17 protein-coding genes are annotated in these 20,907 nt (G+C 64.3%); 3 read left to right on the top strand and 14 right to left on the bottom strand.

Annotated features, from left to right (window positions below; all coding sequences use genetic code 11):
• Positions 1 to 26 precede the first annotated feature (26 nt).
• From ACZ1JX_RS03860 to ACZ1JX_RS03810, 11 genes are all read right to left on the bottom strand, one after another.
• Positions 27 to 794 carry a hypothetical protein gene (locus tag ACZ1JX_RS03860; RefSeq protein ID WP_465125477.1) on the bottom strand — a complete coding sequence of 256 codons (768 nt, stop codon included), beginning with the start codon at positions 792 to 794 and terminating at the stop codon, positions 27 to 29.
• A gap of 3 nt (positions 795 to 797) precedes the next feature.
• Positions 798 to 1,568, bottom strand: a complete 771-nt coding sequence (locus ACZ1JX_RS03855; protein ID WP_465125476.1) for a hypothetical protein — start codon at positions 1,566 to 1,568, stop codon at positions 798 to 800.
• Positions 1,555 to 3,600, bottom strand: coding sequence for a CHASE2 domain-containing protein (locus ACZ1JX_RS03850; RefSeq protein WP_465125475.1), 2,046 nt, complete (start codon positions 3,598 to 3,600; stop codon positions 1,555 to 1,557). The genes ACZ1JX_RS03855 and ACZ1JX_RS03850 overlap by 14 nt, the downstream gene beginning before the upstream one ends.
• 3 nt (positions 3,601 to 3,603) lie before the next feature.
• A complete protein-coding gene (locus tag ACZ1JX_RS03845) occupies positions 3,604 to 6,771 on the bottom strand; it encodes a CHAT domain-containing protein (protein WP_465125474.1) in 3,168 nt (1,055 codons plus the stop codon).
• Positions 6,772 to 6,952: 181 nt separating this feature from the next.
• On the bottom strand, positions 6,953 to 7,624 hold the full coding sequence (locus ACZ1JX_RS03840) for a nitroreductase (RefSeq protein ID WP_465125473.1): 672 nt from the start codon (positions 7,622 to 7,624) through the stop codon (positions 6,953 to 6,955).
• Positions 7,625 to 7,635: 11 nt separating this feature from the next.
• Complete coding sequence (locus tag ACZ1JX_RS03835) at positions 7,636 to 8,307, bottom strand: nitroreductase (RefSeq protein WP_465125472.1); 672 nt, start codon at positions 8,305 to 8,307, stop codon at positions 7,636 to 7,638.
• 55 nt (positions 8,308 to 8,362) lie between these two features.
• On the bottom strand, positions 8,363 to 8,890 hold the full coding sequence (locus ACZ1JX_RS03830; RefSeq protein WP_465125471.1) for a hypothetical protein: 528 nt from the start codon (positions 8,888 to 8,890) through the stop codon (positions 8,363 to 8,365).
• Between the two features lie 31 nt (positions 8,891 to 8,921).
• Entirely contained in the window at positions 8,922 to 9,599 is a 678-nt protein-coding gene (locus ACZ1JX_RS03825; protein ID WP_465125470.1) for a hypothetical protein, read from the bottom strand.
• Positions 9,600 to 9,682: 83 nt separating this feature from the next.
• Positions 9,683 to 11,500 carry a cobaltochelatase subunit CobT gene (cobT, locus tag ACZ1JX_RS03820; RefSeq protein WP_465125469.1) on the bottom strand — a complete coding sequence of 606 codons (1,818 nt, stop codon included), beginning with the start codon at positions 11,498 to 11,500 and terminating at the stop codon, positions 9,683 to 9,685.
• A 27-nt stretch (positions 11,501 to 11,527) separates the two neighbouring features.
• The gene (gene fsa / locus ACZ1JX_RS03815; protein ID WP_465125468.1) at positions 11,528 to 12,181 is read right to left on the bottom strand and encodes a fructose-6-phosphate aldolase; all 654 of its coding nucleotides are present in this window, start codon (positions 12,179 to 12,181) and stop codon (positions 11,528 to 11,530) included.
• Between the two features lie 73 nt (positions 12,182 to 12,254).
• Positions 12,255 to 12,938 carry a DUF4197 domain-containing protein gene (locus ACZ1JX_RS03810; protein WP_465125467.1) on the bottom strand — a complete coding sequence of 228 codons (684 nt, stop codon included), beginning with the start codon at positions 12,936 to 12,938 and terminating at the stop codon, positions 12,255 to 12,257.
• Between the two features lie 72 nt (positions 12,939 to 13,010).
• Between ACZ1JX_RS03810 and ACZ1JX_RS03805 the strand changes: the two genes are divergently transcribed.
• On the top strand, positions 13,011 to 15,176 hold the full coding sequence (locus ACZ1JX_RS03805) for a primosomal protein N' (protein WP_465125466.1): 2,166 nt from the start codon (positions 13,011 to 13,013) through the stop codon (positions 15,174 to 15,176).
• Between the two features lie 48 nt (positions 15,177 to 15,224).
• Positions 15,225 to 16,778: a cryptochrome/photolyase family protein gene (locus ACZ1JX_RS03800; RefSeq protein ID WP_465125465.1), complete on the top strand. Its 1,554-nt coding sequence runs from the start codon at positions 15,225 to 15,227 to the stop codon at positions 16,776 to 16,778.
• Here ACZ1JX_RS03800 and ACZ1JX_RS03795 read toward each other — a convergent pair.
• From ACZ1JX_RS03795 to ACZ1JX_RS03785, 3 genes are read right to left on the bottom strand one after another with little or no spacing between them, the layout of a single operon-like run.
• Positions 16,775 to 17,656, bottom strand: a complete 882-nt coding sequence (locus ACZ1JX_RS03795; protein WP_465125464.1) for a lysostaphin resistance A-like protein — start codon at positions 17,654 to 17,656, stop codon at positions 16,775 to 16,777. The two genes, ACZ1JX_RS03800 and ACZ1JX_RS03795, sit on opposite strands and share 4 nt — an antisense overlap.
• A 3-nt stretch (positions 17,657 to 17,659) precedes the next feature.
• Complete coding sequence (gene ada, locus ACZ1JX_RS03790) at positions 17,660 to 18,706, bottom strand: bifunctional DNA-binding transcriptional regulator/O6-methylguanine-DNA methyltransferase Ada (RefSeq protein ID WP_465125463.1); 1,047 nt, start codon at positions 18,704 to 18,706, stop codon at positions 17,660 to 17,662.
• Entirely contained in the window at positions 18,703 to 19,188 is a 486-nt protein-coding gene (locus tag ACZ1JX_RS03785) for a DUF1203 domain-containing protein (RefSeq protein ID WP_465125462.1), read from the bottom strand. The genes ada and ACZ1JX_RS03785 overlap by 4 nt, the downstream gene beginning before the upstream one ends.
• Positions 19,189 to 19,286: 98 nt before the next feature.
• Between ACZ1JX_RS03785 and ACZ1JX_RS03780 the strand changes: the two genes are divergently transcribed.
• Entirely contained in the window at positions 19,287 to 20,843 is a 1,557-nt protein-coding gene (locus ACZ1JX_RS03780) for a S1C family serine protease (protein WP_465125461.1), read from the top strand.
• Positions 20,844 to 20,907: the final 64 nt, after the last annotated feature.

The raw sequence follows: 20,907 nt of genomic DNA, 5'->3' as shown, positions 1-20,907 counted from the left end.
GATCAAACCCAGTCTAGGTACTTCCCCTAGGGATGTTGCTCCAGTATTTCCGGTTCTGCAAGGGTTGCCGCGAGCCAATCGAACTGCGCCTTGCACCCATTGTCGAGCAGCATGGTGCCCAGCGATGCGGCGTCCGCCGGAACGGCCTCCGGCTCGAGCATCACGATACGGAATTCCGCCGCCTTGTCGGGCGCGGTCTCGTCGTAAATGCGGTAAGTCCGGCCCTCTTGCGGCGCCAGCATGGTCTTCGGCCAGGCAATACCGACAGTCCTCGGCGGCCACTGCATGCGAACCATCTCACCACCGGCGCTTTCTGTCAGCCAGGTGAAGCTGCGCGCCTTGCCGTCTGCTCGCCACAAATAGAGATCGCTGCCACGCGGTACGCAGACATTTCCGCCTTCGGTCGTATCGGCAAGCCAGATGCTGACCGGCAGGACATGCTCGCCCGAGGTGTCGCCCGCACCGCGCACTGCCCCTGCCCGCACCGATGCCGGATTGCTGAGCGAACGGGCTAGCAACGCCGCCGCGCTGCGATCCCGGTTAACCGCGTTATCGAGCGTGAACGATCCCGCGCCTTTCAGCACTCGCGTTCCCGCCTTGTCGAGCACGGTCACAACGTCCCCGTCCTTGAGCACGACCGAGGCATTGGCGGGGAGTCGCTTGCCCTTCGGGTAGGCCACAGCCGAAGGCCCGGTCGATCGCACGACCACAGCCTGCGCGGCCGCTTCCACAGACATTCCGAGCGTGGCGACCGCACCCAGAATTCCGATGACACCCAATCCCTTGCGACGCATTGTTCAGCCTCCGGCTTGGGTTGTCTGAGCAAGGTTCGCGAGCATATCGAGTTGGGCCGTGCAGCCCTTGTCCGCCATCGCACCCGCCACTTCCAGTTCATCGGATGGCACGCTGGACATGACCATCGTGCGGATCTTGACGGGCATGGCGACAGCATTGCTGAAGGTGTAAGTCTGACCATCCACGACCGGAACGCTGGCTGCTGGCCACACCTTCAGCGCAGAACCGGCGCGCCAGGTCACCTCCGCCATGCTGCCATCCTGCGAAAGCAGTTTGCCGGTGCCCTCCTCGGTCTTTTCCGGCCGCCACAGTACCACCGTTGCGGGATCGGCAATGCAGTAGGTTCCGCCCTTGCTTACGTCGATGTACCAGACGTTTTCCGGCCCGCTCGGCGCTGCGGCGACTGGTCCTGCCGGAGCGCCGCGCACGGCCCCGGTGCGGGTTCGCGATGCACCTCCACGCGCCATCATCGCTGCCAGCGCCGTCCCGCCTGTGGGCGCATCGCGATTCACAGAACCGTTGAGCGCAAAAGTGCCCGGGCCATTCAGCACCCGCGTGCCCGCCTTGTCGAGCACGGTAACGTGATCGCCAGCCTTGAGCACCACCGACGCATCGGCCGGCAGCTTCTTGCCCTGCGGATAGGTTGCCGACGACGGCCCGGTCGACCGGACCACCACCGATTGCGCCATGGCTTCGCTCGCCAGCGCGAGCCCGGCAATGGCTGCCACGCCCGCCGCAAGAGCGCGCAATTGCTTGCCATCAACCAAGAACATAACTCTCTCCCTTGTGCGTCTGTCGCAATCTCTGGATCAGGTTGATCATCGCATCGTCGTCATGCGCCGATTCGAGGATTGTGTCTGTGAGAGCTTTCACACGATCCATGTCACCCAGCGCATGTGCCTTCACGGCCTCTACCGCAAGAGCCCGTTCAGCGATGCCAAGATCGGGGACTGGTTCGAACACCTCGACCGGCGTCTTGCGTCCCCGCAGGGTGACCGAGCCCATCGGCCGGAACCAGTCAAGCCCCGACCGCTCCGCCGCCTCGCGGCTCACCAGCACGCGCGTGTCGAGTGGCTTGTTTGCCCCTTCCAGCCGCGCAGCCGTATTCATCGCATCGCCCAGCGCGGTATACTGGATCCGCCCCTCGCCACCGAAATTGCCGACCACAGCCTCACCATAGTGTACGCCGACGCGGGTCCGGCCGATTTTAGGCACGCCTGCGGGCACTGACTTGCGGAATTCCTCGCCCGCCAGATACATGGCCCATGCGGCCTTAACCGCGCGCTCACCGTCATCGGGGTAGGCAATTGGCGCGCCCCAGAAGGCCACCACGGCATCGCCAACGAACTTGTCGAGCGTGCCGCCATACTGAAGCACCACGGCGCTCAGCCGGTCGAGATAATCGTTGAGCAGCCGCGCGATCATTTCAGGCTCAACCGCGTGAGTGAGCTTGGTGAACCCTTCGAGATCGCTGAACAGGCAGAATATCTCGCGCTTCTCGCCATGCAGGGACAATCGCTCGGGGTTGCGCATGATCTCGGCCGCGACCGAACGCGGCAGATACTTGCCCAACGCTCCTTGCGCGAACTCGCGTTGCGCGGCGTTGATCGCTCGCAGCCCGGAACTGATGGCGGTGAAGGCGATGAGCCAGCCGATCAGCCAGCCCGTGGCAGGCATATCGAGCGTATCGTACCCCGCCCGCTCGACCACGAAAGGCACCGCCAGAAACAGCGCGAACTGCGCTACCACGCATAGAACCAGCACCCAGGTCCGCACTTGTGCGAGCGCCGTTGCCGCCCCAAGCCCCACGGCCAGCACTGCCGCGATTACCTTGAGCGAGACTGCAGGCCGTTCCTTCCAGGCCTTGTCGAGCAACTGCGCCAGCATCGAGGCGTGCACCTCGACACCGATCATCCGCGTTTCTCCGGTGACCGGATTACCGGTGCGGGTGAACGGCGTGTCGAACTGGTCAAAGTCCGAAAAGTCGCCACCGATCAGCACGTAACGCCCCTTGATCGCATCGGCGACCAGCGGCGCGGTTTCGGGATCGGCGACAAGGTCAATCGGTATCTTGTCGAACACCGGACGGTCGCTCGCGGACGGCACACGATAGCGGATCGGGCCGGTGTAGCTGGCAAACCGTGAATCGGCGTCACTGCTGCCGCTGGTCAGCGCGACCGAGAGCAGCGGTGGCAATCCCGCATATTGCCGCGGCCAGCGACGCGCCACGCCATCCGCATCAGTCTCGAGCAGGATCGAAGCAGGCTTGACCTTGTCGGTGCCCGCACTCTTCAGAAATGCTCTGAGGTCCTGCTCCTGTTCATATGTAATCGCTTCGGGATTCGTCCGATTGTCGGCAAAGGCGAGGAACACCGGCGTGCGCATGGCCTTGAGCGAGGCGCGCAGCAGATCGTCATCGTCCTGCGGGCTGTCGAACAGCACGTCGATGCCGATGCCCTTGGCGCCAAGCTGGTCGATCTGGGTCAGCGCCTTGGCCAGAATCGTTCGGTCGACCGGCGAAATCTGGCCGGTCGCACGGTTGGTATCGGCAGTATAGACCACCAGCGTCACGCGCTTGTCGGTATCGGTCGGCGGCGCGAAGTTGGCGGCGCGCAGGTCATAGAGCCCGGCTTCGGCATCGCGCAGAAGCGGCAAGTGCCAGCTGTTGAAGGCTATGAACAGTGCGAAAGCCAAAAGCGCCAGTGCTACGACCGACCGCTGCCAGCCCAGTTGCGAAAGACTGCGTCTTGCCGTGCGCCCGATATCGCGCGGCCCCTCTTCGCCTGCGCGGTCTTCACGTGCCATTCGTCAGTTTCCCCCCGGAACCATCTTCATGGCCGCCGGTGCTATCCCCTGCACCGCGGCCATGCGCGCACCTTGCGCAACAAGCGGCCGCGCAGCGTCACCGATAATTGCAAAGCCGGCCCAGTAATAGGGGTGAGACGTATCCACATCGGTCATAAGCGCATCCTGCGCCTTGAGCAGCGCTTCGCCTGTCGCCGTACCAGGTGCCGCCGCAAAGAGACCGTTGATCAGGCGCGCCGTCGCATCGAAATCATCGGGAGCGGGCCAATGGCTGGCGAGCACGGAACGGCTGCCCGCGCCGATGAACGCGCGAACAAGGCCCTCGAGCGCTGAGCCGCCCCCGGTCACGATACCTGCGTCGCGCGTTGCCGCCACGTCAGCCTGCCCAGCCGTATCGCAAGCAGAGAGGATGACCATATCCGCATCAAGCCGCAGGTCGAATATCTCGGAAAAGCTCAGCAACCCGTCCGACCCTTGCGGCCCGAACGAGGTAACCAGCGCAGGGCGCGCCGGGCACGATGGCTGGGGCGGCGTGACCAGACCATGCGTGGCGAAATGCAGGATCCGGAAATTGTTCAAATCCCCCCGTGATTTGATCGCGGTATCCGAGAAAGCAGGTCCGACCATGAGGTCTGTCCCCTGCCCGGACAGCAGCATGCGTGCCTTGAGCAACTCGGCTTCGGAAATGGGTCGGTTCCAGGTGGCTAGAGGCCAACTGCAATCCGCCATCACTTCGCCATCCGCACCGCGCACACGCGCGGCCGCCAGCGCCGACGTGGCCGAGACGGCATCGTTTCGCCCCAATCCCAGATAGGCCTCATGCGCCTTTGAACCGGGTTGCTTGCGGGCGTCCATGAAGGAGCGCGCCGAAACGGCAGTCGAGACAATCTTGTCTTTCGCCAGCCACTTCACCCCGCGCAGATCGAACGGATCGCCGACGGGACTTTCCGCCTGCGCGAGGTAGGCTTTGGCAGAAGCTTCGTCCGCGATCAGCACGTTGACCGGCAGCTTCAGCATCGCGCCGTCCGGCTCGAAAATCAGATGATGCGCTGCGCCAAGCTCCGCCGAAACCGGTCCGAACAGCGCCCTGTAGAGCCCCGCTGCCTCGTTCGCGGCAAATGTTCCCGTCACATACTGCTTGCCATCAAACCGAGAGATCGAATCCCGCACGGCCTGCACGGACTTTTCCAGTTCGCCCGAGGTGATCGGCGCGCGGTATCCAATCGCCTTGTCCTTGCTCGCGAAGAACACGAACACATCGGGACCGAGGACCGCCATCTTGGCATAGACCTCGCCTGCGCCGAGCCCCTGCTGAAGCTCCTTCTGGCCAATTACGCGCTGAGTGACAACGCGATAGCGGGCATAGTTGGCAAGGTCGATAACGGTCGCCTGCTCCTGTGCCTCCAGATCGGCAACGCGCTTTGCAGCTTCGGCTATCTCGTCCGTACGTGCGGCGGCATCGTCAAGCCTCTGCAGTGCCGCATACGTCATGCGCGCCCGCTCGACAGCACGCGTCAGGCTGTTCGACTGACGGAAAAGCCTTGCTGCCTCGTCACTTCCACCCGAAAGTTCGCGCGACAATACAGCCTGCGTTTCCGCCACGCCCGGCCTTACCAGAACTTGCGATGCCTGAAAGAAGGCATCGCTCGTCGCCGCATCAGCACCCATGCGCGAGGCGAGAAGGTCGAAGTAGGGCGCCATCTGACGGGACAGACCGGAAAGCCCGTTTTCCCGCTCGACCGAGCGCGAAACCACTTCGCGATAGAGCGGCTCGGCTTCCGCCGGTCGGCCACGACGGACGAGATAGGCGGCGAGACGCGCCTGCGCTGCCGCCATGCTACGCGTTTCGGGGTACTGAACGCCCACGATCTCCACGGCAGAGCGCAACAACGCTTCTGCGTCGCTCAACCGCCCCTCTTCCTCAGCAAGCGTCGCCAGTTCGGTCAGCAATTGCGCGCGCATCCGCACGATCGACACGACGCGACCGTTTCGGACGGCCAGCGCGCGGGCCTGTGCCTGCTCGAGCGCTGACCGGGCTTCCGCCCTCTGGCCGAGCAGACGCAACGCCGTCCCGCGCAATTGCAGGCTCTGGGCGTCGAGGATGGTGGCCCGCTCGTCGTCGGTCAGCCGTAGATCATCGACCAGCCCCATCGCATTGGCGGTAAGGTCAGATGCATTGATCCGGCGCGAGACAGACGGCGTAAGTTCCATCGTCGCGCGCAGACTGTCTGCGCCCATCGCACTGGTCTGGCGCAACGGCGTGCCCAGACGCTCAAGTGCATTGTCGTAGCGCTCCTGGTTCAGCAGGTGGATCGCCTCGTAGTTGCGCCGCAACCGCTCCACCACGCCGCTTCCTGCGGGCATGGCATCAGCCTCGGTAAACAGGCGGTCCGCTTCGGAAAACTGGCCGAGGTTGGACCGCTGAAGCCCCGCGTTGACGAGGAATTCAACGCGGTCGATCGGCACATCGCCCGTCGACGCCTGCCGCTGATCCAGCGTCTCGAAATAGGCGGCAGCTTCGGCATAGTCGCCCGAGTTGTTGCGCCGGTATCCCTCTGCGAGCGCGGTTGCCGGATCGAGCGTCAGCGCCTGGATGCGGGCATAGGCTTCGGTATCGTTCACCGATGTCGTCGCCACCTCGATCGGCTCATCAAGCAGGCGGTCGGCATAGATCGAGCGCAGGGCGAGATCGAGCGCGCCATGGTAAGCGGAGAAGCCTTCGACCACAAAAGTCGTGCTGCCGCGCGCTACGCTGACCACTTCATACGCAAGATCCGGGTCCTTCCAGCGACAGTCCTGCCGAATCCGCCCACCAACCGAAGCCGTGGTCTTTGCATTGCACGAAACCTTGTCGCGCCGCCGCTGCGCGAGCCGCACCAGTTCATCGTCGTGACCGTGACGCAGCGCGAAAACATAGCCGACCGGCAATGCCGAATCGCGGCAGACGATGGCCCAGGTACGATCCATCGGGCTGCGGTTGGCGGGATCGGTCGTGCGGGACTGGACCTGGCACAACGCCTTGCTTCCGCCCGAGCCCAGCGGAAAACTGTCGCGGAGCAGGAGCGATTCCTCGCGGGCCGAGACCGAGCCGCAACCAGTTCCCAGCATGACGGCCAATGCTGCAGCACCTGCTCCCAGCCTCGCCCAATGTCCTGCCCGACGGTCACGCATCACATGCTCTCCCGGCCTGACCCCGCCGGACGAAACGTCCGCTTCGGAGCCATGGCCAATTGCAGCCAATATCTTGCGTTACCCGAGGACTCTTGTGCCGTTTGGCACAGCATAGGCGCGTTGCTGCGCAGATGCCAAGCGATACACCCGTCGCTGCCAAGCGAATTGTATCAATCCGACGTCAGAAACCTTCGAAGGATACCACGTCCTCGAGCGATGCCCGTGGCACATCGAACTGATTCACAGGCGCTGCCGGATCGCGCCAGCCGATGGCGAGGCCGCAGAAAAACACGTGGTCTTCCGGCAGGCTGACACATTCACGGACCTGCTTCTGGTAGACCGCCCACGCCTCCTGCGCGCAGGAATCGAGACCTTCCTCACGCAGCAGCAACATCACGGTCTGCAGCCACATGCCGATGTCCGACCACTGCGGCGGCCCCATGTATCGGGGAGTATGCACCAGCATCAGGGCCGGGGCATCGAAGGCGCGGAAGTTGCTCATGAACTGCGCCAGTCGCCCGCGCTTGTCCTCCCGCCCGATGCCGAGCGCCGCGTACATCGCCTCGCCCACACCAAAGCGCCGCGCTTCATAGGCGCCGTCAAGCTCAGGCGGATAGACCGCATACTCCGGTGAATGTGCGACCCGGCCTTGGGGGATGACCTCGGCAACGGCTGCGACCAGCCTCGCCAACGGTTTTCCCGCCAGCACCTTGGCGTTCCAGGGCTGCACATTGCCGCCCGATGGCGCACGCTGCGCCTTGTGCAACACGCGCTCCAGCACCTCGCGCGGAACTGGATCAGGCAGGAAACGGCGAACCGACCGCCGCGACAGAACCGCTTCGGTCACGTCCATTGCCAAGACTTTCAGAAACCGAGGAAACGAACGTTGCCGTCGATGTCCACGCGCTCGCGCGGGAACTGGTTCACCGCAGTGTCCTCAACGCGGTATCCGATGGCGATGCCGCAGAAGAAGATGTGCGTTTCATCCGAAACGCCGATGAACTCCTTGATCAGCCTTGCATACATCGAGAGGAATTCCTGCGGGCACGAATCGAGCCCCTCTTCGCGCAGCAGAAGCATGATCGTTTGCAGCCACATGCCGACGTCCGACCACTGCGGCGGCCCCATGCGCCGGTCGAAATAGCACAGCAGCACGGCAGGTGCGCCGAACGAGGTGACGTTGTTGCGAACGAAGTCGGCCCTAGCATCGCCGTCGCTTCGGCCGACGCCCATCGCAGTGTACATCGCCGCGCCGACCTGCTGCAGCCGCGCCTTGCATTCGGGAATGACCTCAGGATCGGACCATGAGTATTCCGCCGGATCCTGCATCGGCGAGGCCAGCATCTTGGCCTGCAATTCGGCCAGCGGCTCACCGGTCACGATGGTTGCTTCCCAAGGCTGGAAATTGCACCCCGAAGGCGCCCACCGCGCCTTGTCCATGACCCGCCGCAGAACCTCGAGCGGCACAGGATCGGGCTTGAACACCCGGATCGAACGGCGGGAAAGGACGGCTTCGCTGACAGTCATGGCGCTCATGCCGGATTAACTGCCCGGTTAAAGTTTGGCAGTCAACCCGGCATTACCGAACCGATCAGCTAGTTGGAGCCGAAGTCGCAGGCGCTGCTGTTGCTTCGGCAGGCGTAGCCGGCGCTGCAGGTGCTGCCGAAGCGGCAAGTGCAGCAGCAAGCTGGTCAGGCCGCAGTGCCCCTTCGCCCGGGCCCATGTCATCAGCATCGACAAGCTTCAACTTGTTGTTCTTGCGGAAGTCTCCCTCGGTCGAGGGTGCAAGGTCAGGACGGCCGACCATGATGCCCATCTTGATGCGGCAGGTCGCGTACTGCGTTTCGTCGGCTTCCACCTCGAGAGCCAGCACATCCTTTGCTTCGCTCTTTACCGTGAATTCATGGCGGCCCGGCTCGGTGACCATCACGAAGTAACGGCCTGCGCCCAACGAACTGACCTTCTGGCCCTTTTCATTCACCGAGCAACCGACCGCAAATCCCATGCCGCCAGGGCGGAAAAACACGATCTGACCCTTGCCCGCCGGTGGAGCGGGAATGGCGATCGGCGCTGCCGGAGCATCGGCCTTGTCGGCTGCAAGAGCCGGAATCGCTACCATTGATGTGGCCAGAGCCAAGGAAACTGCAAACTTACGGAACATCAGGCACCCCTTCTTTCGTCGTGATCTTTTTTGCCTCAGCGGCACTTTCAGCACTGCTTGCAGGAGCAGTTGCGCTGTCAATCCAGAATGCCTCGGCAGTCTTGACGTCCGCGAAGGCACCAGCTGGGACGTCAATGTGCTTACCGCGTACGAAGAGTGCCGGAAAGCCGACTGCCACCCCTACCGCAAAGGCAAGACCTTGCTGATCGCGGCCTGTGCCGTTGAGATGCATGCTTCTCAGACGCAACCGCCGATCGCCAACCTGCAGATAGCGAGCCGCAAGGACCAGTTCACCGCCCACGCCGACGCCAGTCTTCTTGGCATGGACGACTTCTCCTTGCCCTTTCGTCCCGGCGGCGATCATTTCGACGCCACCGACGCTGATCGGCGCAACGAGTGAAAACGCGAACGCTTGTCCGGTGATGCTGGTTCGACTGCTGAGCGGTTCGGAAAGTTCGACCTGAACCGGTGTCAGCGCTGGAATGCAGTTTCCCTGGCGCTTTTCGGCCAGAGCGGATGCGCAAGCGTCCAGTGGAACTTGCTGGGCAGGCGGTGATGCGGCAGCTGGAGCGGATGGAGTTTGCGCTGATGAGGCCGCTGCAGCGTCCTGCGCATGTGATTCTTGCCAAGCCAAACTTGGCACAGCCGCAGCCAAAGCCGCCGCCAACGTCGATCCCTGCCCCCAATTCATCGGCCGACGTTAAACGTTGTCAGGAAGATGACAAGGCCAATTGCGCAAGGAAATAAAGCCTAAGCTTCATCCTCGAACAAATCCGCCAACTGTTCGATGATCGTGCCACCCAGTTGTTCCGCATCCATGATCGTGACGGCGCGGCGATAGTATCGCGTGACGTCGTGCCCGATGCCGATCGCCACCAACTGCACCGGCGATTGCTTTTCGATCCAGTCGATCACCTTGCGCAGGTGCTGTTCGAGATAGCCGGCATTGTTGACGGACAAAGTCGAATCGTCGACCGGCGCGCCATCGGAAATGACCATAAGGATGCGGCGGTCTTCGGGGCGTGCCAACAGGCGGGTGTGGGCCCAGAGCAGTGCTTCGCCGTCGATGTTTTCCTTGAGCAGACCCTCGCGCATCATCAGGCCGAGGTTCTTGCGGGCGCGGCGCCAAGGCTCATCAGCCTTCTTGTAGACGATATGGCGCAAGTCATTGAGGCGGCCCGGCTGCGAAGGCTTGCCGCCCGCCAGCCACGCCTCGCGGCTCTGCCCGCCCTTCCATGCGCGCGTGGTGAAGCCGAGGATCTCGGTCTTGACCCCGCAGCGCTCCAGCGTACGCGCAAGGATATCGGCACTGATCGCCGCGATCGAGATCGGCCGTCCGCGCATCGAACCCGAATTGTCGATCAGCAGCGTGACGATCGTATCCTTGAACTCGACGTCACGTTCGATCTTGTAGGACAGCGAATGGCCGGGCGAGATCACGACGCGGGCAAGGCGCGCGGCATCGAGCAGGCCCTCTTCCTGATCGAAGTCCCATGACCGGTTCTGCTGAGCCATCAGGCGGCGCTGCAGCCGGTTCGCGAGCCGCGTGACCACCCCCTGCAAGCCCTTGAGCTGCATGTCGAGATAGGCGCGCAGCCGCGTCAGCTCTTCCTCGTCGCACAGGTCGCTGGCCGAGATGATCTCGTCGAACTGGGTGGTAAAGCTCTTGTAGTCGAAGTTTTCAGGAAGGTCGATCCAGGGCCGGTTCGGGCGCGTGGGCAGCATGCCCTCCTCGCCATCGTCGGCCATGTCGGAATCGGCGGCATCGTCGTCCTGTTCGTCTTCCTGCTCTGACTCCGAATCCTCGTCGCCTTCGCTGGTGTCGCCGGCCACTTCGGAAGGCTGCTGTTCCTGATCGTCGGAGCTGCTGGGCTCTTCCTCGCCCTCGTCTTCCTGTTCCTCGCCCTCGTCGTCCTGCGTGTCCTCCTCCTGATCGGAAGCGGACTGCGTGAGGTCGAGATGCTGGAGCATGTCGAGCGCGATCTGCTGAAAAGCGCGCTGGTCATCAAGCGAGAGCGCAAGACCCTCGACATCGCCACCGACCTTGCTCTCGATCCAGCTGCGCACCATCGCCATGCCGGTGTCGGTCGAAGCGGGAGACGTCTCGCCGGTCAGCTTCTCACGCAAGAGGAGCGCCAGCGCCGTCGGCAGCGGCACGTCCTCGGGCTTTGCCGCGCGCGCAATCGGATCGGACGCCATGCGCATCGCCAGCGCCGCGCCAAGGTTTCCGCGCATGCCCGCATAGGCATTAGCGCCCAGCGCCTCATACCGAACCTGCTCGACGGCATCGTAGCAGGCCCGCGCCAGCGCTTCCGAAGGTGCGTTGCTGCCATGCAGCGCGGCGTTGTGGTGCCGCAGCCGCAGAGCCATCGAATCGGCATGGCCCCGCGCCTCTGCCACCTGCTCTGCGGGGAGCGAACGCCCCGGCATCGGCACGCGCATCGACTGGCCGGACTGGACCGGAGCATCGGCCGTCCACGCCACTTCGACCTCCGGATCGAGCGAGATCGCCCGCGCGGTGCCGGTCAGCACCGAACGGAAACGGTCGAGGGGAGTTTCGTCAGCCAATGCGCAAGTGCCTGTGATTCAGAAGGTTCAGACGATCTTCTGGCCGGTCTTCGCCCAGTCGGCAAGGAAGCCTTCGATACCCTTGTCCGTTAGGACATGTTTGAACAGGCCCTTGATCACGGCGGGTGGCGCGGTGATCACGTCGGCACCGATGCGCGCGCTTTCCAGCACGTGCACGCCGTGGCGGATCGAGGCGACGAGGATCTGGGTCTCGAACGCGTAGTTGTCATAGATCAGGCGGATGTCGCGGATCAGATCCATGCCATCGAAGCCGTTGTCGTCATGGCGGCCGACGAAGGGCGAGATGAAGGTCGCGCCAGCCTTGGCCGCGAGCAGCGCCTGGTTCGCCGAGAAGCACAGCGTGACGTTGACCTTGGTGCCGTCGCCGGTGAGCGCCTTGCAGGTCTTTAGGCCGTCGATGGTCAGTGGCACCTTGATGCAGACGTTGTCGGCGATCTTGCGCAGTACTTCAGCCTCACGCATCATCGTTTCGTGATCGAGAGCAACGACTTCGGCAGAGACCGGACCGTCGACCAGTCCGCAGATCTCACGGGTTACTTCGATGAAGTCCTTGCCCGCCTTCGCGATCAGCGTGGGATTGGTGGTCACGCCATCGAGCAGGCCAGTGGCAGCAAGGTCCGCAATCTCGGCGGTGTCGGCAGTGTCGACGAAGAACTTCATGGGGCAGCCTTCCAAGCGGGGAGCGATTGATTCCCCTCCGCCTATAGGCAAGCCGCGCGCCGATGTCAGTCCGTCACTTTATGCCAAACGCTGCCATCAGCAGCGGATCGTTGGTTGAGCGCGGATCGGCACGAATCGCTGCCTCCTCGCGCCCGATGGCGCGGAAAATGGCGTTGTCCGCCTCATAGGCCAGCGAGTTGGCAATGCCGCCCACGTCCACACCGGTCAGCGCCGCAAGCACCTGCCCAACCAAAGGCTCACGACTCACCCTGATTGCATCGCCGAATTCGGGCACCATGATCTCGACGAGACTCGTTCCCATTTCCTGATGCAGAAACGCCGTGGCCCCCATCGGATCGCTGCCGCGCAGAAGGGCCAACGCGTTACGAATGCCGATCGTGCGAACAGCATCGGTGACAGCAGGCGCGGCGCGCTCGGCCGCGTCATAGGCCATGTCGTTGAACGCCCGCTGCAGCCGGTCCTTGACGATAGGTCCGGTCAGTATCCGTGCCAGAACGCCCCCGCGATTGCCGATCGCCTCGGGCAAGGCAAGGCGTGTCACCTGATCGTCCCAGAAACCGCCGGGAGCCAGCAATCGCGCAAAGGCCCGATCGGTCGAAAGGAACAGCAGTCGCCGCACCGCCTCTTCCAGATAGAAGGCAGGATAGCTCGCACAACCTGCAACCGACAGAACAGCCAGTGACGTCATGCCGCCAAGCATGGTGCGGCGCGCGACAAGCATGGAACCTTGCGACATCTGTAGTTCTCCTCAATTCTGGCCCACGCGGGCTTTGCCCGAAGCGCTTCGCCCCCATATAGACCGGCGAACATGAACCGCGTCCGATGCCTCGTCTTCAATTCAGCGCTCGGTCCGCTCGATTACCGCGTGCCCGCCGAAATGACGGTGGAACCAGGCAGTGTCGTCCTTGCGCCGCTGGGACCACGGCAGATCATCGGCGTTGTCTGGGAAGCTGAACGGCTGCTGGGAAGCGAGGTTCCGGATGCGAAGCTGCGCCCGCTGCTGCAGGTCCTGCCGGTCCCTCCGCTCCCTGCCCCCTTGCGCCGCCTGATCGAGTGGACGGCGGACTACTACGTCGCCCCCCTCGCCGCCGTGGCGCGCATGGCGCTGTCGAGCAATGCTGCGCTACAGGGCGGCAGCACGGTCACCGAATACCGGCTGACCGGCAAGGAAACCGCCCGCCTCACCCCGCAGCGGCTGATCGCGCTCGATCTGCTGCACGACCAGCAAGCCACCATCCGCGAACTCTCCGAGATCGCGGGGGTATCCGATGCGGTCCTGCGTGGGATGGTCAATGCCGGGCTCCTCGAACCGGTGATTGTCGATTCAGACCGCCCCTATCCCCCCGCAGACCCCGCCTTTGCGGCACCCGATCTATCAGACCAGCAGGCGGATGTCGCGGCAAAGTTCGTTTCGGCGGTAAGGGCGCACGCCTTTCGGCCCTTCCTGCTCGATGGCGTGACCGGATCGGGCAAGACTGAAACCTATTTCGAGGCCATCGCCGCCTCGCTGGAAATGGGAGGACAAGTGCTCGTCCTGCTCCCTGAAATCGCGCTCACTGAAACCTTTCTGAAGCGCTTCGAAGCGCGGTTCGGCGTCAGTCCGGTGACCTGGCATTCCTCGCTCAAATCCTCCGAACGCCGCCGCGCCTGGCGGGCCGTCGCTGCAGGAACCGCGCAAGTCGTCGTCGGCGCACGCAGCGCCCTGTTCCTGCCCTTCGCCAAGCTCGGGTTGATCGTCGTCGACGAAGCCCACGAGATCTCGTTCAAGCAGGACGACGGCGTGCGCTACAACGCCCGCGACGTTGCCGTGATGCGCGCGCATTTCGAGAAAGTGCCGGTGATCCTCGCCAGCGCCACCCCCGCGCTCGAAAGCCTGCAGATGGCCGAGGCCGGTCGCTATGAACGGGTCATCCTCCCCGCCCGCTTCGGTGGCGCGACCATGCCTGACATCCAGATCGTCGACCTCCGTACCGAGCAGCCCGAACGCAACCACTGGATTGCCCCGCCGCTGGTCAAGGCTCTGAAGGACCGGCTTGAGAAGGGCGAACAGTCGCTGCTGTTCCTCAACCGGCGCGGCTACGCACCGCTGACCCTGTGTCGCACCTGCGGCTACCGCTTCCAGTGCCCCAACTGCTCGGCCTGGCTGGTCGAGCACCGCCTCTCGCGCCGCCTTGCCTGCCATCACTGCGGCCATGAGGTGCCAACGCCCGATGCCTGCCCCGAATGCAGCGAGCCCGATTGCCTCGTCGCCTGCGGCCCCGGCGTGGAGCGTATCGCCGATGAAGTCGCCGCAATCCTGCCCGAGGCCCGCGTCGCACTCGTCACCTCCGACACGCTGACAAGTCCCGCCAAGGCCGCAGAATTCGTCGAGATGGCCAGCAACAAGGCCATCGACGTGATTGTCGGCACCCAGCTTGTCACCAAGGGCTACCACTTCCCCGAACTGACCCTCGTTGGCGTGATCGATGCCGACATGGGCCTTGAAGGCGGAGACTTGCGCGCGGCCGAACGGACCTATCAGCAAGTCGCACAGGTCGCAGGCCGTGCCGGACGTGGCGAGAAGCCCGGCGAAGTCCTGATCCAGACCCGCCATCCCGAAGCCCCGGTGATCGAAGCCCTCGCCAGCGGCGACCGTGACGCCTTCTACGCTGCCGAAGCCGAAGCCCGCCGCGATGCCGGTGCACCGCCCTTCGGTCGGTGGGCCGCAATCATCGTATCGAGCGAGGACGAGGCCGAAGCCCGCGATGCGGCACGCGGCATCGGCGGCTCGGCTCCGCGCCTCGATGACGTGCTGATCCTCGGCCCCGCGCCTGCCCCGCTCTCTCTCCTGCGCGGGCGCTATCGCTACCGCCTGCTGATCAACGCCCGCCGCTCCACCGAACTGCAACGCGTGATCCGCGAGTGGCTTGATCCACTGCGCTTCCCGCCGGGCGTGCGCGTGGCTGTGGACATAGACCCCTACAGCTTCGTCTGACCCTAACGGGCAGGTTGAACCAATCCGCCGCTCGGCCATTCCCACCGGATGAACGGCCCAGTCCTTGTCCCCATTCTCGGCGATCAGCTTTCGCCCCAGATCTCCAGCCTTGCCGACCGCAAGCCCGAAGACACCATCGTCCTGATGATGGAAGTGGCCGACGAGACGACTTACGTCCGCCACCACAAGGCCAAGATCGCCCTGATCCTCTCGGCCATGCGCCACGTCGCCGAAGAACTGCGCGAAGCCGGGTGGACGGTCGACTACATCCGCCTCGACGATCCAAAAAACACTGGTAGCTTTACCGGCGAAGTCCTGCGCGCCATCGAGCGACATGCCCCGCGCGGCGTGCAGGTGACCGAACCCGGCGAATGGCGCGTGCGCCAAGCGATGGAGCAATGGCGCACCGATCTCCCCGTTCGCCTGCGCATCCTGCCCGACACGCGCTTCGTCTGCCCCCTGCCCGATTTCTACGAGTGGGCCGCAGGCCGCAAGGAATTGCGCATGGAGTGGTTCTACCGCGAGATGCGCCGCAAGACCGGGCTGCTGATGGACGGCGACAAGCCCGTCGGCGGCCGCTGGAACTTCGATGCCGAAAACCGCGGCGGCCCCGAAGCCGGGCTCAAACCGCCCGCGCTGCCACCCTTCTCGCACGATAAGACGACCCGCGAAGTCCTCGACCTCGTCTCAAACCGGTTTGGCAACCATTTCGGATCGCTGAAGAACTTCAACTGGCCCGTCACCCGCGCCGAAGCCGAGACCGCTCGCGACGCCTTCCTGCGAGACCGTCTGCCTCTCTTCGGCAAGTATCAGGACGCAATGGTTGCAGGCGAGGACTTCCTGTTCCACGCCGCCGTCTCGCCCGCGCTCAACATCGGCCTGCTCGATCCGCTCGACCTGTGCCGCCGCGCCGAAGCCGAATGGCGGGAAGGCCGTGCGCCGCTCGAGGCGGTCGAAGGCTTCATCCGCCAGATCATCGGTTGGCGCGAGTATATCCGCGGCATGTACTGGCTCGAAATGCCCGGCTTGGCCGAGGCAAACGGTCTTGATGCACACCGCCCGCTGCCAGACTTCTACTGGACCGGCGAAACGAAGATGCGCTGCCTCGCCGATTGCGTCCGCACCACCCGCGACAACGCCTACGCCCACCACATCCAGCGCCTGATGGTGCTCGGCAACTTCGCACTGCTCGCCGGGATCAGGCCGCAGGACGTCGCTGACTGGTACCTCGCAGTCTATGCCGACGCCTTCGAATGGGTCGAACTGCCTAACGTCGCCGGTATGGTCCTCCACGCCGACAAGGGCCGCCTCGCCTCGAAGCCCTACGCCGCCAGCGGTGCCTACATCGACCGCATGAGCGACTACTGCGGCTCATGCACTTACAAGGTGAAGCAGAAGACCGGCCCCGACGCCTGCCCCTTCAACGCGCTCTACTGGCACTTCCTCGCCCGCAACGAAAAGAAGCTGTCAGGCTACCACCGCCTCGCCCAGCCTTACGCCACATGGCGGCGGATGAGCGACGACAAGCGCGCCGAATACATCGACAGCGCAGACGCGTTCCTGAAGACCCTCGAACCGGCCAAGCCAGGCTGGGCGCGTTAGCGCTTCACCCACATCGGCGGCCTGATCCCGCCCTGCCGCACCACGCGCACCAGCAGGACCAGCCCTGCCCCGGTCGCCACCAGCATCGCGATCACGCTGGCTTCAAGCCCGAACGCGCCGCCAGTCAGCCAATCCGGTCCGTTGCGCGTGGTCACCAGCAGCCCCTCAGGCACCTTGCCGCCCGAAACCGGAACGCTGAACACCCACCCTTGCGTGAAGTTCCACGCCGCATGGATGCCGATCGGGATCCACAACCGGCGCTTCCACAGGTAAGCAGCACCCAGCAGGATGCCCGCCTCCATCGCAATGGCAAAGGCAGCGAACGGGCTTGCCCCTGGGTTGGCAAGATGTGCCGCGCCGAACAGCGCTGAAGTGATCGCCAGCGCAGCCCACGTCCCCAGCATCGCTTCGATATGGCGCAGCAGGATGCCCCGGAACAGGATCTCCTCGATCGTCCCCGAAGTCACCCCCATCGCCAGCATCGCCCAGAGCGCGCCCATGCCGTTCACCCGCTCGACCGCAAGCCCGCCGATCAACGCGACGATCCCGGTCATGAGCGTGAACAGCCCTGCACCGATCAGCAATCCGAGCGGAATCTCGCGCCCGAGCAGCGCCAGCGGCAGCTCGTCGTTGGCCCGCCGCTCGATCCAGCGCCGCGCACCGAGATAGATCAGGATGGCGAGCACGGCCACGGTCAGTCCGCCGAGGAAATAGCCCGGCGTCCCCTCCGTCACCACCTTGTGAAGTGCGACCGACGCAGCCGATGCGGCAATACCGACCCCGAAGAACTCGACGATCATCAGCGTCAGCGGAAAGGCAATGATCCGCCGCAATAGCCCCGGCCTCTGCGCCTCTTGGGCCGTCTGAAGATCGTCCATGCCTTACCCCCGGTTGGTCTGGCGCTCCTTGTCGAGCAATCGCTGCTTGATCTCAAGCCCATAGGCATAGCCGCCGAGCGATCCGTCGGTGCGGATCACGCGATGGCAGGGGATAAGCACTGCCACGTTGTTCGCGCCATTGGCCGATCCTGCCGCCCGCACCGCGCCCGGCTTGCCCACCTCTGCGGCAATCTGCGCATAGGAGCGCGTCTCGCCGGGCGGAATGCGCCGCAGCGCCTGCCACACCGCCTCCTGAAAAGCCGTCCCCTTCACGTCGAGCGGAATGTGCGAATGGTCCCCGGGTGCTTCCACTGCGGCCACGACTTCGCCGAGCAGTGCGGCAAAGCTGTCGCCACCCGGTTCGAGCACAGCTTCGGGAAAGCGCGCGCGCAAGGCGCTCTCGTCCTCGTTGAATGACAGGCGGCAGACACCCTTGTCAGTCGCGGCGACCAGCATGGCCCCCATCGAAGTATCGACCACGGCCCAACGGATAGTCACGCCGCGCCCGCCGTTCACCCATGCCGATGGTGTCATGCCAAGACGCTCCTCGGCTGCCGAATAGAACCGCGACGGTCCTGAAAAACCTGCATCATAGATCGCATCCGTAACCCGCTCCGCTGCTGTCAGCATCTCCGTCATGCGCTCCTTCTGCAAAGCGCGCGCATAGGCGGCGGGCGAAAGTCCGGTTGCGCGCGCAAAGACCCGCTGGAAATGCGTCGGGGAATAGCCGCACCGCGCCGCAAGATCGGCCAGCCCCAGCGTCTGCCCCCCCGCCTTGATCGCCTCGATCGCCATGAGCACCGCCCGCTCGTCACGCGACACTTCATCGGGCGAGCAGCGCAGGCACGGCCGCAACCCCGCCGCCCGCGCTGCGACGCCATCGTCAAAAAAGCGCACGTTCTCGCGCCGTGGATGGCGCGCAGAGCACGATGGCCGGCAGTAGATGCCCGTGCTCAGCACGCCAGTGACGAAGCGCCCGTCGAACGCCCGGTCGCGGGCAAGCACGGCCGTCCATGCCTCGTCCTCGCCGATCCCTTCGCCCGTTGTCACCCTGCATCTCCGCTGTCGTGCCGTTCGATCCGCGCCACGAAACAGCCATGCGCGGCATTGTGGGCATGGATAGTGGCAATGCGCGGATCGGCAAGCAGGTCGCGAATGCGCGCGTCCGCCTCCCCCGGCATTGCGAGCCTTGCGTCCTTCAACATCCCGTCAGCACCGAAGCCGCGCAGTCCCAGCGGCCGTCCGGCAAAGACAGGCGGTTCCTCGTCAACGTAAGCTGCCGGAACCTGTGCATCGCGCTTCACATAGATCGCATAAGCGCTGCGATAGGGCGTGGCGACATCGTGACTGACATGGTTGAGCAGCAGCAGTTCGTCACCGGCGCGCGCATCACCGAGCGAAACGCGGCAGGGATATCCCCGATCGCTTGTCGCAAACACGCGGCGAATCTTTCGGCTCTCCAACTCGGCATCGCTCAGGTCGAACAGGTCCGCGAAAGGTTCGTAAGCCAATCCTGTGATTCGATATGTCATCAAGTCATCTCCTTGCTGTGGAGACCTGATGCCCAAGCAGGTGCGACAGCGCGTCCCGCACCTTGCGGTCAAAGCAAAAGGGCGCAAGAAGCGCAGGCATGCGTGTCGCCAAACAGATAACTGCCTTCCTCGCCCTGCTGCTTGCCGCCTTTCTGGCTCCGGCAACGCTGGCGGACCCGGCGGACATCTCCGCCGCCAGCCGCTCGGTCGTCCGCGTCGTCATCATCGAGAGCGACGGTGATCGCGCCAACCTGATCACCCACGGCACCGGCTTTGCTGTCACTCCCAACCTGATCGTGACGAACGCTCACGTTGTCGAGGAACTGCGCCGCGACGACAGCCTGATCGCGGGCGTCGTCCCGGCAGAGGGCCGCAACGGCTACCCGGCCAAGCTCGTCGCCTATTCGCCGGGCAACGATCTTGCCCTGCTGCGCATCGAAGGCGGCGGCACCCTCACCCCGATCACCCTGTTTCCCGGCGTCCCCGGCGATGGCTCGGAAGTCTATGCCGTCGGCTACCCCGGCAACGTCGATCTGGCGCAGGGCCTGTCGATGGCCGATCTGGTCACGCCGCAGGAGGCCGTCAAGACGCGTGGCTACCTCTCTGGCGGCCGCTCCTCGCGCTCGTTCGACACCTTGCTCCACACCGCACCGCTCGGCTCAGGCAACTCGGGCGGACCACTGCTCGATTCCTGCGGCCGGGTAATCGGCGTCAACTCGTTCGGCACGGTCAGCGACAACAGCACCGATTCGTCCTTCTATTTCGCCATCTCGATGCGCGAGCTGTCCGCCTTCCTGCTGCGCGCCAAGGTCGACGTGCATACCAGCGGACTGCCCTGCCGCTCCATCGCCGACCTTGACCGCGCCGAGGCCGAGCGCGCTGCGGGCGAGAAGGCCCGCCTCTCTGCGGAAAACGAAGCCCGGACCCAGCAGCAGCAGCGGGCCATGGACAAGGCGCGCCGCGATGCCGAGATCGCCGTCCTCTCAGCGCGCGACAATGGCATGGCCTTGGCCGCGCTGCTCCTTGTCGGTGCCCTTGGCGTTGGTGGCTGGGGCATGGTCAAGGCCTCCAGACGTCGCGGCAAGTTTGAGCGCAAGTACATCTTCGGAGCCAGCGCTCTGCTCGTATCGGCCGTGGCAGTGTGGTTCCTGCGTCCCTCGCTCGCCTCGATCGACAACCGCGCCCGCGAATTGCTCGAAGAGCCGCAACCATCCGCGAGCGGATCGGCAATTGCTCTCGATTCTCCCGGCTCAGGCCGCATGATCTGCGTGCTCGATCCCGAACGCAGCCGCGTAACCGTCTCGGATATCACTGACGTACCGGTCGACTGGCGGGACGATGGCTGCATGAACGGCAAGACCCAATACGGCCTGGCGCAGGACGGATGGTCGCGAATTCTCGTCCCCAACGGCGAGGAGACAATCTCGGTAAATTCGTATGACCCGGATTCGAAGACCTACACGGTCGAGCGCTTCCTCGTCGGTCTCGATGCGATGACGAGGGCGCGAGCTGAGCGCGCCAAGCTCAATGCACCGGCCTGTGGCGCAGGCGAGGATGCCGCGCGGCAATTCGGCCAGAACCAGCAGGCGATCAAGGCACTGCTGCCGCCAGAGCCCAACGAACGCATGCGTTACAACTGCCAGCCTGCGCCCTGATCGCCCCGGATAAACGACGCATCCGCGCAATCACCTTCATACCTATGCACAAGAAGCCAAGACG

The sequence above is a fragment of the Novosphingobium sp. BL-A-41-Hi4A-0G genome (genome assembly GCF_055521735.1).
Note: the sequence above shows the minus strand (reverse complement) of the source record. Positions and strands in the feature narration are given on the sequence as shown.

Excerpts from the sequence above, each read along its gene's own strand:
- ACZ1JX_RS03855 (WP_465125476.1), bottom strand. The coding sequence starts at position 1,568 with ATGTTCTTGGTTGATGGCAAGCAATTGCGCGCTCTTGCGGCGGGCGTG.
- ACZ1JX_RS03835 (WP_465125472.1), bottom strand. The coding sequence starts at position 8,307 with ATGAGCGCCATGACTGTCAGCGAAGCCGTCCTTTCCCGCCGTTCGATC.
- fsa (WP_465125468.1), bottom strand. The coding sequence starts at position 12,181 with ATGAAGTTCTTCGTCGACACTGCCGACACCGCCGAGATTGCGGACCTT.
- ACZ1JX_RS03860 (WP_465125477.1), bottom strand. The coding sequence starts at position 794 with ATGCGTCGCAAGGGATTGGGTGTCATCGGAATTCTGGGTGCGGTCGCC.
- ACZ1JX_RS03800 (WP_465125465.1), top strand. The coding sequence starts at position 15,225 with ATGAACGGCCCAGTCCTTGTCCCCATTCTCGGCGATCAGCTTTCGCCC.
- ACZ1JX_RS03845 (WP_465125474.1), bottom strand. The coding sequence starts at position 6,771 with ATGCGTGACCGTCGGGCAGGACATTGGGCGAGGCTGGGAGCAGGTGCT.
- ACZ1JX_RS03780 (WP_465125461.1), top strand. The coding sequence starts at position 19,287 with ATGCGTGTCGCCAAACAGATAACTGCCTTCCTCGCCCTGCTGCTTGCC.
- ACZ1JX_RS03795 (WP_465125464.1), bottom strand. The coding sequence starts at position 17,656 with ATGGACGATCTTCAGACGGCCCAAGAGGCGCAGAGGCCGGGGCTATTG.
- ACZ1JX_RS03840 (WP_465125473.1), bottom strand. The coding sequence starts at position 7,624 with ATGGACGTGACCGAAGCGGTTCTGTCGCGGCGGTCGGTTCGCCGTTTC.
- ACZ1JX_RS03830 (WP_465125471.1), bottom strand. The coding sequence starts at position 8,890 with ATGGTAGCGATTCCGGCTCTTGCAGCCGACAAGGCCGATGCTCCGGCA.
- ACZ1JX_RS03810 (WP_465125467.1), bottom strand. The coding sequence starts at position 12,938 with ATGTCGCAAGGTTCCATGCTTGTCGCGCGCCGCACCATGCTTGGCGGC.
- ACZ1JX_RS03805 (WP_465125466.1), top strand. The coding sequence starts at position 13,011 with ATGAACCGCGTCCGATGCCTCGTCTTCAATTCAGCGCTCGGTCCGCTC.
- ACZ1JX_RS03850 (WP_465125475.1), bottom strand. The coding sequence starts at position 3,600 with ATGGCACGTGAAGACCGCGCAGGCGAAGAGGGGCCGCGCGATATCGGG.
- ACZ1JX_RS03785 (WP_465125462.1), bottom strand. The coding sequence starts at position 19,188 with ATGACATATCGAATCACAGGATTGGCTTACGAACCTTTCGCGGACCTG.